Below are 11480 nucleotides of genomic sequence, written 5' to 3' on the forward strand. Positions count from 1 at the left end.
AGCGTATTTGCTGGTGGGCTGCGGGGTCAGAAGCGGTTCTTGAGTGAGATCACTTTGGTGATGAGCTTCGCTTCTTCCTCGGTGATAGTGAGCAGGCCGATCAGTTTCTCCAGAAACTCGGCTTCGGCGGGGACGAGGACGCCATCTGCAAGCGTGATGTCCAGGCAGTGCGCAAAGACGGCAAGATGCATGTCCTTAGGTAGCGCCTCGCAGGCTTCTGCCAGCCAGTCCGGCCGATCTGCGCGGCGCTTCAGCACGACCCGGTTCACCTGAGCCAGTTCATTCTGGTCAAGGTTTTTCAGTGTCCGAGACCGGCGGGACAGCGCCCGAATTTCTTCCTGTTCCTGTTCCGCTATGCGTCCGTCTGCAAAAGCGGATGAGAGGATCAGGCAGAGAAAGGCCTCCGGGATACTCCAGTCATTGGGGTGGTCAGGGAATTCAGTCACCAGTTCCTGCATGCTGAAGCCCGATTTCTTCTCGGCGGTAATCGGGCCGAACAATGCCTGAGAGTTGTCTTGTTGGTCGCCCATCTGCGTGTGCTCCTGCGTGGGTGTATAAGGCGGCAAGCGGTTGGATCAATCTGGCCGGACGGGCGCCGGAACCGGCGGCCAGGCTTCGACATCGGATTTAAGTTCCGCCAGGGCGTCTCTGCGCTCTGTCAGGCTGGTGATGACGTCATCCAGCCACTCGACATTCTCCGGAAGTTCTCTCAGGCGGCGTGGCGCATTGGCGCGGCTGGGCTGTGCCAGAAGGTCAGCGATGTCCTTCTCCAATGCCTTCGATTGTTGCTGTAGCTGAACGATGCTTTGGAAGCCGGCATAGCTGGCGATGGTTGCCTGCTGTTGCGCAATGACCTGATCGCGATTGCTGACCTGGGTTTCCATCTTTTCCAGTTCGGCCGTCTGCGTTGCCAGTTTCTGATCGGCCTCTGCGAGCTTCGCGTCCGTGTTCGAAAAGACCATAAACAAGGCCACCACGGCGGCGACCAAAACGCCCGCAAGGAAGATGACCATGATAAGCAGCCGGGCCTGCCCGCGTTTGGCTTCCTTCAGTTGATGCGACAAGGCCATCATGTCGTCATGCGTAGGCACCGACTGGAACACTTGCATGTCCGAGTTGTCGGAAGATTGGACTGTTGGCACCGTCATACCGAGGTTTCCTCATTCTCTGTGTTCGTCGCCGTCAGGAGCATTTCAGGACTCCGTAATGACCATAGAAAGCATTCAGATCGTTCCAGACCGGATCCTGCGGACCAAGCGTGATTTCGCGATTGCACCTCTGGATCACGGTCAGCCCCTGTGTCAGCCGCGCGGAGATGTCGACATCCGTCTGCAGATCATCGAAGTACACAAACTTCTCACGCTCCGGTGCATCAGCGAGCGTTTCCTGGCCTCTCGTGAATGCAGTTTCGGCCGCGCGCAACACGCTGCGCCATTGCGTCTGGGAGGCGAGATTGTAGGCGCTGACATCCATCGACTGAGCCTGCTTCAGGAAATACATGCCGCGCAACAGGTCTGCTTCCGGTGTGCCCGTATCGGGGCACCGGGCCAGGCTGCTGCCATCTTTGACACTTCTGCCTGCTCTCAGGATCGTCGCGAGACAGGCCTGCCGGTTGTACTTCCACGTCCGCGCGTTCAGTGACACGGCCCGCTCTGCATGAGTGAGTGCGCTTTGCTGCCATCCGGACGGCCGGGTGATCGTTTCTGCGACGCTCATCATATAGTTCGCGTCTGCGGCTTGCGCGCCATTCAGACCGGTTTCCGCAACTTGCAGGGCCCTCAGCGCAGCGCCAAAATTCCCATTGTCGAACTCCTTCCGTCCGATCTCGTATCGAACTTCTGCAGAGACCGTACCTGCGGCATTTGCCTGGTTGAGGGCTTGCAACGAGAGGTCCGGCTGGCCGCAAGCGTCATAGGCAGCTGACAGCGCCAGGACCGCCGAGATTTTCGCCGTTCCTGCGAGTCCGGGCAGGGCAGAATTGTATGCCGGGATTGCCAGTGTGCACTGGCCCGTTTTGTCGTACGCTTCTCCGAGCAGCACAAAGCGGGCGGAGGTTGGGGACAGGTCGACTGCATCCTGCAAAGTCGCCGCGGCGCGTTCAGCCATGGCTGTGCGTGCTTCTGACCCGGGTGTGCCGGTCACGCTGGCGAGCGCCAGAAGTGACGCGCCAAGATTTTCGAGATCTGCTGCACGTTCAGCGGCGGGCGCGGAAGCAGATAGCGTTGCCGCATCACCATAGGCCGCAACAGCATTTTCAAGATATGTCCGGGCGCCCGTCGGGTCGCGCCGGGCAAGGACCTGATAAATTGCGCCCATCCCCCTGTTGGCGGGCAATTTGAACCGGTCGACCCTCAGCGCGTCCCGATAGTCGGTGATCGCGCCAAGCGAAGCTTCGACCGACGGAGCCGGATCTGCACTGACCAGGGCTTCCTTCACGCGTTCGGCTCGATCGAATGCAATCGAGGCAAGCTGGTCGGTGGCCGATGCGGCGAATGAGGGGCATGAACTGACGAGGCGCCTCAGGTCTTCGACATAAAGATATTCTCGCTCCCGCCCGAGATCGCTGTTGATCCGCCAGCGTGTGTCCAGCACTTCGCAGCCGAGGCGGGCCGTCTCCGGCGCTTCGTCGGCGGGTGGAATATCCACCGTGACTGCGGAGAGCAACGCTGCAGCATCTGTCAGGCACGCCGATGGGGCACCGCAGCTCGCATCGATGACGCCGCTTCGGGCGATCCCTTGCAAGGCGCGGCTGCGGGCGAGTGTGCGCCGTAAGATGAAGTGCTTGTTGGCAGCAGCCTGCTGAGCATCTCCGGTCAGACTGATCTGGTTGTCCTGCTGCGATGTCAGCGACTGATCGAGCAGACTGAGGGCCTGCTGGCTACATGCGCCTTTTGTCCGGCACAGCGTGTTGGGAGCCTCGGACGCAGCGAGGCGATTATAGGCGATTGCGGCATTGAAGTAGGCATTGGCCCGGTCGATCCCGCTTCGTGAGGGATCTCCCGCGGCTGAAGGCCCCTCACAGGTCCGCGCCATGTTTTCTGCGCCCGTTTTGGGGACGTCGATGTTGCGTTCGAAACAGTCTCTGAGGGAGGACCATTGATTGGCAGCTGCCGGACCTGGTGTTGTTGGCGGAGCAGAGGCGCAACTTGCAATCGACAGGAGGCAAATTGCGCCGAGGGGCGTTTTCCAGAACCGTTTTACTGACTGTGCCGTCATTGCCTCACCCACCAATCTGCGCAGCTTCCTGCGTTTGAGCGGCACTATAATGGAAAGCCGCATCAATCGACAGACGCGAATTAACCATATCATCTCATGGGGAAGGAGGCATGCGGCGTTCCGCGCCGTCTGCTCGGTCGCTAAAAAAAGCCCGCTTCGGTGCAGAAGCGGGCTTTTTGCGTTGGGTGCCAGAAAGCAATCAGGTACGTTTTTCGTTTTCCAGCTTGTGTTTCATGCTCTCGATCTTGTCGATCAGCGCCTGAGCTGAGCCATTGGTCCTGTCGAGCAGCGCCAGGAATTGGGCACGTTGTTCAATGCCGAGCCAGATCAGGTTGCCGTCGAGATTCAGGGCGACATCCACCACCTGATACTGCCCATCGCGCAGGAGAACACGCCAGCGGACATCCATATCTTTTCCGTCGTCGCGGCGGATGACGGTATTTACGATCGAATCGGTGTCAGACCGGTCCACCGAATCCTTCACGACGACCGCTTCGCCGCGATAGGCATCAAGCTCGTTTTCGTAGACTGCCAGAGCGTATTCCCGGAAGACTTTCTGGTAGGCGGCGAGTTCGGACTCGGTGAAGCGGCGCGCATATTTGCCAATCGCGAAATTGGCGACGGCCTTCATGTCCGTGAACTCGTCCATATAGGCATTGAACTTCGCAGTGCGCTCGTCTGCATTCAGGGACGGATCATTCAGGGAAGCGAGGACTTCACTGGCGTTTTTCTGAACATAGGCTTCGGTCTTGGCATCCGCGAGCGCCGGCAGCGCCAGCGCGGATAGCGCAGCGAGGGCAATTGCGGGGGTCACAAGGCGTTTCACGGGTGGGCTCCTGATCTCAGTCGTGTCTTCGTCGCTATTGGTCAAATTCGTCAAAATCTGGGAGATCTTCGTACATCTCTGACTCATCTTCCGGGCGACCATTACGAATTTCAGCCTGACGCTGAGATGAATAAATACGGCGGAGGGCCACATAAGGTTCCGGCTGGGAGTTCAATTGTTCGATCTGATCGTCCAGCGCGACGCGGGCATTCAGCCCGGAAAGAACGCCCCGGCTGATGGCGATTTTGTCATCCAGGTCGGGATCGCCGTCGAATTCCGTCCAGGTCAGCGGGTCAAGAGCCCGGTCGACTCCTGAGCCGAAAAGGTCGCGCGGCGTTGTCGGACCCATGATTGGCATCACCAGGTAGGGGCCACTATCGACTCCCCAGACTGCCAGTGTTTGTCCGAAGTCTTCCGAGTGATGCTCTACGCCAAAATGGTCGGCTGCATCCCACAGGCCGGCAACGCCGACCGTTGTGTTGATGGTGAACCGCACAAAAGTATCGGCGGCGCGTGACGGTTCTGCCTGAAGGACGTCATTCACAAAAATAACGGGCGCCCGCAGGTTGCGCAGGAAATCACCAATCCGGTCGCGCGCGAAACGGGGGGTGACAGTTTCATATGCATCCGCAGCCGGACCGAGGGCATATTTGTCCACGCCATTGTTGAAAGCGAACATCTGTCGGTTGAATCCCTCATAGGGGTCGGCAATCGAACCGGGGTCCGAAGGATTCGGTGGAGTTGAAGCGCATGCGCCAAGCGTGAAGACCACCGCAGTGGCCGCAAACCGAACGTTCATAATTGCGATTTCCCGTTTCTTGGCCCGGTACATGGTTACTTCCCCCAACTGACGCAACTCACACTTATGTAATTTCAATTACATGCGACTATGGTGCAACAGCTGTGAGGTTGCTTGCAAAACGTATAAAAGAATGTTTATACGTTCCTCATGAGTGACCGATTTAACCTTACGCTGGAGCGCTTGCGGGCGGCTGGAGAACCAACACGCCTGCGTATTCTCGCACTACTGCGTGAACGCGACCTTTCTGTGGGCGAAATCGTACAGATTCTTTCCCTCAGCCAGCCGCGGCTGTCTCATCACCTGAAAGCATTGACGGGTGCAGGGCTGGTCGAGCGTCTGCCGGAAGGGTCGTTTGTGTTCTACCGGGCCGCGAGTGGTGGTGACGGACGGCGCTTCCTCGATACGCTTTTCGATCAGTTAGGCGCTGATGTGCCGGAACTGCAAAGAGATGCAGAAAGGCTGGATGAGATCAGTGCCTCGCGCGCTGCCTCGGCGCAGGCCTATTTCTCGTCGGTTGCAGACAATTGGGACGCAATCCGGACGCTTCACTACCCGAACGAGGCGATCGAGCAGGCTTTGCTGGAGATTGCCGGGCCGGGGCCGTTCCAGCGTGTTGTGGATTTCGGAACCGGAACCGGGCGCATGCTGACGCTTTTCGCGCCACTCGCAGCGGAAGCTGAAGGAATCGATCTCAGCCATCACATGCTGACTGTGGCGAGGGCGAATCTGGAACGGGACGGGAGCCCGGTTGCCCGCGTCAGGCAAGGTGATGTTACGGCAGCGCCTTTCAGGGATGCCTCGGCTGACCTCGTGATCATTCATCAGGTACTGCATTATGTGGATGCGCCGCATCGGGTGATCGCTGAAGCAGCGCGTGTCCTGCAGCCCGGCGGGCGCTTGCTCATCGTCGATTTCGCGCCGCACGATCTGGAGTTCCTCCGGACCGAACATGGCCATCACCGCCTGGGCATGTCGCCGGAAGCCATGGAAAGATGGGCTTCCGCGGCAGGGCTGAAACTGTCGGAGCCGCGCGCTTTCGCGCCGCCTCCCGGGAATGAACAAGGGCTGACAGTCCATATCTGGACCGCCGAAAAGCCCGCAGACGCGCAGGAATCCGCGGCATGAGCACCTCTACACCCCACGTTTCATTTGAATTTTTCCCGCCCAAGAGCGACGCGATGGCAAATCGCCTATGGGACACGGTGCAGCGCCTTGAACCCATGGCGCCGGACTTTGTGTCCGTGACCTACGGCGCCGGTGGCTCCACCCGCGAACGGACGCATGAAACTGTAAAGCGCATTGCACAAGAGACCAGCCTCAAGCCGGCTGGGCACCTGACTTGTGTGTCCGCGACGAAGGCGGAGGTGCTGGCGGTTGCGGAGGAGTACTGGCAGGCGGGTGTGAAGCATATTGTGGCGCTGCGGGGCGATCCGCCGGCGGGCATGGGAGCGGAATTCGAGGTTCATCCGGGCGGCTTCCGCGATGCTGTCGATCTGGTGAAAGGATTGCGCGAACACCGGCCCGAACTTGGGAAATGTTTCGAGATTTCAGTGTCTTGCTATCCCGAACTCCATCCGGAAAGTCAGGGCTGGGAGGCCGAGATCGCCTATCTCAAGGCCAAGCAGGACGCCGGCGCTGACCGGGCGATCACGCAATTCTTCTTCGAACCGGAGACCTATCTGAACTTCCTGGACAAGGCCCGGGCAGGCGGCGTGACCATGCCTATCGTGCCCGGAATCATGCTTCAGGCGAACTTCCGCGGACTACAACGGATCAGTGGACTCTGCGGGGCGACTATACCGGACTGGCTGGCAGACCTTTATGACGGCCTCGACGATGACGAGGAGACCCGCGAGCTGGTGACTGCAAATGTCGCTGCCGACCTCTGCCGCAAGCTGGCGGAGCAGGGCGTCGAAAACTTTCACTTCTATACGCTGAACCGGGCGGGCCTCGCCCTGTCCACCTGCCGCCTGCTCGGCCTGAAACCCCACCCGGCGGAGGCTGCCTGAGACCATGGCCGGCAATCCGATCCATATCACACTGGTCACGCTCGGGGTCGCCGACGTGCAGGCTTCTGCGGCGTTCTATGAGACGCTCGGCCTGAAGCGCGCACCTGCCTCGCAAGAGGCTGTTGCGTTCTTTGACATGGGCGGCGTCGCGCTTGGCCTGTTCGGGCGTGAGCCACTTGCGGAGGATGCGGGCGTGCCACCGCACGGCGAAGGCTTTCGGGCTGTCACGCTGGCCTGGAACCAGCCGGACGAGGACGCGGTCGATGATGCCCTGGCCCGTGCGGTCAAGGCGGGCGGTCAGCTGGTAAAGGCTGCGGAGAAAGTCTTCTGGGGCGGCTATTCGGGATATTTCTCTGATCCCGACGGCCACCTTTGGGAAGTCGCATACAACCCGTATTCGCCATTGCGCGAAGACGGAAGCATGGAGCTTTAGATGACACGTCAGGAACGGATTGCGGCGCTGAAGGCAGCCGCGAAAGAACGCATTCTCATTCTCGATGGGTCGTGGGGCGTCATGATCCAGCGGCGCGGCCTGGAGGAAGCCGACTATCGCGGCGACCGCTTCACCGAGGCGAAGTATCCGGGCCAGATGAAGGGGAACAATGACATCCTCTGCATCACCCGGCCGGACATCGTGACCGACCTGCACGATGCCTATTTCGCCGCAGGCGCTGACATTTCCGAGACGAATACATTCAGCGCAACCGTCATCGCGCAGGATGATTACAAGCTGGACGCGGACTCCGTGCGTGACATCAATCTCGAAGGCGCCCGCCTCGGCCGTGAGGCGGCGGATGCATGGACCGCGAAGGAACCGCACAAGCCGCGCTTCCTTGCCGGCTCTATCGGGCCGCTGAACAAGATGTTGTCCATGTCTTCCGACGTGAACGATCCGGGCGCGCGCTCTGTTACGTTCGACGAAGTGTATGAGGCTTACCGCCAGCAGATCCAGGCGCTGAACGAGGGCGGCGTGGACCTCTATCTGATCGAGACGATCACTGACACGCTGAACTGCAAGGCATGTATCAAGGCGATCATGGATCTTGAGGCCGAGGGCATGGAGAAGCTGCCGATCTGGATTTCCGGCACGATCACCGACCGTTCCGGCCGTACCTTGTCAGGTCAGACGGTGGAGGCGTTCTGGAACTCCGTGCGCCACGCCAAGCCATTTGCCATCGGCTTTAACTGCGCCCTCGGGGCAGACCTGATGCGGCCTCACATCGCGGCGCTGTCGCGCATCGCCGATACGCTGGTCGCGGCCTATCCGAATGCCGGCCTGCCGAACGAGATGGGCCAGTATGATGAGCAGCCTGAGCAAACATCGGGCGCGGTTGGCGGCTGGGCGCAGGATGGACTGGTGAACATTCTCGGCGGCTGCTGCGGCACCACGCCGGAGCATATCGCGGCGATTGCGAAAGCCGTCGAAGGCGTGAAGCCGCGCGACCCGGCGCCAGAGAAACATACGATGCGTCTTGCGGGGCTTGAGCCGTTCGAGGTGGCGTCGTGACAAAACCACCTGTTCAGGCCGGAGACCTGTTCGTCTTCTACGGCCTCCTGAAACTGGGCGCGGCAGGACAGCCGGCCGAACTGCCACTCGGGACCGCCGGGGCCTTCGGCGCGCCGTGCCGGTTCCGTGGGCGGATGGTCGATCTGGGCGGCTTTCCGGGCGTCGTGGCTGGTGATGAACTGTGCCACGGAATCCGCTGGAAGCTGGACGACGTCTCCATTGTCGACCCCATGGACGATTTTGAGGATGTGACTGACGATCCGGCCACCAGCCTCTATATCCGCACCCGCATCCCGCTTTGCGATGACACTGGAAATGAGACTGGCGAAACCGCCTGGATCTACTGGTATAACAAACCGGTCGATGGCTTTTCGCCCGTCGCCGATGGCAACTGGCCGCTCGACGCCGGAAAAACGAGAAAATGACTACTTCAGCATCCCAATCCTTCGTGAACGTTGGTGAACGCACCAACGTGACAGGCTCCGCCGTCTTCCGCCGCATGATCACGGAGGGCCGTTACGCTGACGCCGTGGAGGTCGCCCGCCAGCAGGTGGAGAACGGCGCGCAGGTGATCGACGTCAATATGGATGAAGGCATGCTGGACGGTGCCGAAGCCATGCGCACTTTCCTGAACCTGATCGCAGCCGAGCCGGACATCGCCCGCGTGCCGGTGATGATCGATAGCTCCAAATGGGACGTCATCGAAGCCGGCCTGAAATGCGTTCAGGGTAAGTGTATCGTCAACTCGATCTCCATGAAGGAGGGCGAAGATACGTTCCGCGAGCAGGCGGCAAAATGCCTGTCCTACGGGGCGGCTGTTGTCGTCATGGCTTTTGATGAAGTCGGGCAGGCGGACACCAAAGACCGGAAGGTCGAGATCTGCCAGAGGGCCTTCAGGATCTTGACCGAAGATGTCGGCTTCCCGGCTGAAGACATCATCTTCGACCCCAACATTTTCGCTGTGGCGACGGGGATTGAGGAACACAACAATTACGCGGTCGACTTCATCGAAGCCGCGCGCATTATCCGGGAAACCTGCCCAGGCTGCCACATCTCCGGTGGCCTCTCGAATGTGTCCTTCAGCTTCCGCGGAAACGAGCCCGTGCGCCGCGCGATGCACTCCGTGTTCCTCTACCACGCCATTCCGGCGGGCATGGACATGGGAATCGTCAATGCAGGCCAGCTGGACATTTATGATGATATTCCCGCCGAACTCAGGGAGCGCGTTGAGGACGTCATCCTCAATCGACGCCCGGATGCGACGGAGCGCCTGGTCGAGATTGCCGAAGGCCTGAAAGGGCAGAAGGGCAAGACCGCGGTGAAGGATCTTTCCTGGCGTGAGGCGCCGGTGGAAAAGCGGCTTGAGCACGCGCTTGTTCATGGCATCACCGAATTCATCGATCAGGATACGGAAGAGGCCCGCCTGAAGGCGGAGCGTCCGCTGCATGTGATCGAGGGCCCGCTGATGGACGGCATGAATGTCGTCGGTGACCTGTTCGGATCCGGCAAGATGTTCCTGCCGCAGGTGGTGAAATCCGCCCGTGTGATGAAACAGGCCGTCGCCTGGCTCGAGCCTTATATGGAGGAAGAGAAGCAGCGCCTTGGCACGGTGGATGTCTCCAATGGCAAAGTGCTGATGGCGACCGTGAAGGGCGACGTGCACGACATCGGCAAGAACATTGTCGGGGTCGTGCTGGCCTGTAACGGGTATGAAATTCTCGATCTTGGCGTCATGGTGCCAGCCGAAACAATTCTCGATACGGCCGAGAAAGAGAAGGTGGACGTGATTGGACTCTCCGGACTGATCACGCCGAGCCTCGACGAGATGGTCTATGTCGCTGCCGAAATGCAGCGCCGCGGCATGGTGCAGCCGCTGCTGATCGGCGGGGCGACCACAAGCCCGGCCCACACGGCCGTGAAGATCGACCCGGTCATCAAGTCGGCGCCGGTGCTGCATGTGACGGATGCCAGCCGTGCTGTCGGTGTGGTGAGTGCGCTGCTCAGCGCCGGTGAGAAGCAGGGGCTGGTCGAGCAGACGCGGGCCCGTTACCAGCGCATGCGCGAGTCCCGTCAGGGTGGCCCGCCGAAGCCGCGCCTGCCGATTGAAGTTGCGAGAGAGAAGGCGCTCAAGCCGGATTGGGAGGCTTATGACAGGCCCGTCCCGACGTTCAGCGGTGTACAGACATTCGAGGACATCGATCTGGCAACACTCGCGCGCTACATCGACTGGACACCGTACTTTTCCGCCTGGGACCTTGCCGGGAAGTATCCGGCGATCCTGGAGGACGAGATTGTCGGGGAGGCTGCGACAACGCTGTGGCGCGATACCGAAGCCATGATGCAGCAACTGGTTGGTGAGGCCTGGCTGAAGCCGAAGGCGGTCGTCGGCTTCTGGAAGGCCAATCGCGACGGGGACGATATTCGCCTTGAGACGGGCGATGTGTTCCACACGCTCCGCCAGCAGATGGAAAAGGACAATACCCGCGCGAATTTCGCCATGTCGGACTTTGTTGCCCCGGAAGGTGAAGACTGGATCGGCGGTTTCTGCGTGACCGCGGGCGGCGAAGCCGAGACGATCGCGGCAGAGTTTGCGAAGAAGGGGGACGACTACTCCTCCATCATGGTGAAGGCACTGGCTGACCGCTTTGCCGAGGCCATGGCCGAATACATGCACGAACGCGTGCGCCGCGAGCTGTGGGCCTATGCGCCGGATGAGACGCTGACGAACAGCGACCTCATCGCCGAGAAATACCAGGGCATCCGCCCGGCGCCCGGTTATCCCAGCCAGCCGGATCATACGGAAAAGGAAACCCTCTTCCGCCTGCTGGACGCTGAGAACCGCATCGGTGTGTCGCTGACGTCCAGCTTCGCCATGACGCCGGCGGCCAGTGTTTCAGGGATGTATTTCGCGCATCCCGAAGCGGTGTATTTCGCCGTCGGCCGGATCGAGAAGGACCAGGTAGAGGATTATGCCCGCCGGAAGGGCTGGGACCTGCGCACGGCCGAGCGGTGGCTGGCGCCGATCCTCAATTACGATCCCTTCGCGGCCTGAGTTTTCAGATTCTGTCGCCGCTGCGACTGGAAGGCAGGCTGCGAGTCGCCTAAACAGGAGCAGTGTCC

The 11480-nt window shown here is 60.4% G+C and carries 11 protein-coding genes; 6 read left to right on the forward strand and 5 right to left on the reverse strand.

All coding sequences use genetic code 11. The features are described from left to right. Positions 1-26: 26 nt before the first annotated feature. The 5 genes from HJA_RS18225 to HJA_RS15745 form a co-directional block, all read right to left on the reverse strand. Complete coding sequence (locus tag HJA_RS18225) at positions 27-530, reverse strand: tellurite resistance TerB family protein (protein WP_051597784.1); 504 nt, start codon at positions 528-530, stop codon at positions 27-29. A 45-nt stretch (positions 531-575) separates the two neighbouring features. Continuing rightward, on the reverse strand, positions 576-1148 hold the full coding sequence (locus tag HJA_RS15730) for a hypothetical protein (protein WP_035583986.1): 573 nt from the start codon (positions 1146-1148) through the stop codon (positions 576-578). Positions 1149-1182: 34 nt separating this feature from the next. Continuing rightward, a complete protein-coding gene (locus tag HJA_RS15735) occupies positions 1183-3033 on the reverse strand; it encodes a tetratricopeptide repeat protein (RefSeq protein ID WP_035583988.1) in 1851 nt (616 codons plus the stop codon). A 382-nt stretch (positions 3034-3415) separates the two neighbouring features. After that, complete coding sequence (locus tag HJA_RS15740; protein WP_035583990.1) at positions 3416-4042, reverse strand: MlaC/ttg2D family ABC transporter substrate-binding protein; 627 nt, start codon at positions 4040-4042, stop codon at positions 3416-3418. Between the two features lie 34 nt (positions 4043-4076). Next, entirely contained in the window at positions 4077-4874 is a 798-nt protein-coding gene (locus HJA_RS15745) for an MlaA family lipoprotein (RefSeq protein ID WP_241764387.1), read from the reverse strand. A gap of 117 nt (positions 4875-4991) precedes the next feature. On the opposite strand from HJA_RS15745, the gene HJA_RS15750 reads away from it, so the two are divergent. The 6 genes from HJA_RS15750 to metH are packed head-to-tail and all read left to right on the forward strand — an operon-like array spanning position 4992 to position 11412. Next, positions 4992-5969 (forward strand): ArsR/SmtB family transcription factor, encoded by a 978-nt coding sequence (locus HJA_RS15750; protein ID WP_035583992.1) that lies wholly within the window; start codon positions 4992-4994, stop codon positions 5967-5969. Continuing rightward, entirely contained in the window at positions 5966-6853 is an 888-nt protein-coding gene (gene metF, locus HJA_RS15755; protein WP_035583994.1) for a methylenetetrahydrofolate reductase [NAD(P)H], read from the forward strand. Before HJA_RS15750 ends, metF begins: the two co-directional genes overlap by 4 nt. 4 nt (positions 6854-6857) lie before the next feature. Then, on the forward strand, positions 6858-7286 hold the full coding sequence (locus tag HJA_RS15760) for a VOC family protein (RefSeq protein WP_035583996.1): 429 nt from the start codon (positions 6858-6860) through the stop codon (positions 7284-7286). Next, positions 7287-8360: a homocysteine S-methyltransferase family protein gene (locus HJA_RS15765; RefSeq protein WP_035583998.1), complete on the forward strand. Its 1074-nt coding sequence runs from the start codon at positions 7287-7289 to the stop codon at positions 8358-8360. It begins immediately after the preceding gene. Then, a complete protein-coding gene (locus tag HJA_RS15770) occupies positions 8357-8785 on the forward strand; it encodes a gamma-glutamylcyclotransferase family protein (protein WP_035584000.1) in 429 nt (142 codons plus the stop codon). The genes HJA_RS15765 and HJA_RS15770 overlap by 4 nt, the downstream gene beginning before the upstream one ends. Further along, positions 8782-11412 (forward strand): methionine synthase, encoded by a 2631-nt coding sequence (gene metH / locus HJA_RS15775; protein ID WP_051597785.1) that lies wholly within the window; start codon positions 8782-8784, stop codon positions 11410-11412. Before HJA_RS15770 ends, metH begins: the two co-directional genes overlap by 4 nt. Positions 11413-11480 lie beyond the last annotated feature (68 nt).

The organism is Hyphomonas jannaschiana VP2 (assembly GCF_000685215.1).
GTDB classification, from domain to species: domain Bacteria; phylum Pseudomonadota; class Alphaproteobacteria; order Caulobacterales; family Hyphomonadaceae; genus Hyphomonas; species Hyphomonas jannaschiana.

Coding starts and splice junctions, on each gene's coding strand:
- HJA_RS15730 (WP_035583986.1), bottom strand. CDS start 1,148: ATGACGGTGCCAACAGTCCAATCTTCCGACAACTCGGACATGCAAGTG.
- HJA_RS15750 (WP_035583992.1), top strand. CDS start 4,992: ATGAGTGACCGATTTAACCTTACGCTGGAGCGCTTGCGGGCGGCTGGA.
- HJA_RS18225 (WP_051597784.1), bottom strand. CDS start 530: ATGGGCGACCAACAAGACAACTCTCAGGCATTGTTCGGCCCGATTACC.
- metH (WP_051597785.1), top strand. CDS start 8,782: ATGACTACTTCAGCATCCCAATCCTTCGTGAACGTTGGTGAACGCACC.
- HJA_RS15765 (WP_035583998.1), top strand. CDS start 7,287: ATGACACGTCAGGAACGGATTGCGGCGCTGAAGGCAGCCGCGAAAGAA.
- HJA_RS15760 (WP_035583996.1), top strand. CDS start 6,858: ATGGCCGGCAATCCGATCCATATCACACTGGTCACGCTCGGGGTCGCC.
- metF (WP_035583994.1), top strand. CDS start 5,966: ATGAGCACCTCTACACCCCACGTTTCATTTGAATTTTTCCCGCCCAAG.
- HJA_RS15745 (WP_241764387.1), bottom strand. CDS start 4,874: ATGTACCGGGCCAAGAAACGGGAAATCGCAATTATGAACGTTCGGTTT.
- HJA_RS15735 (WP_035583988.1), bottom strand. CDS start 3,033: ATGGCGCGGACCTGTGAGGGGCCTTCAGCCGCGGGAGATCCCTCACGA.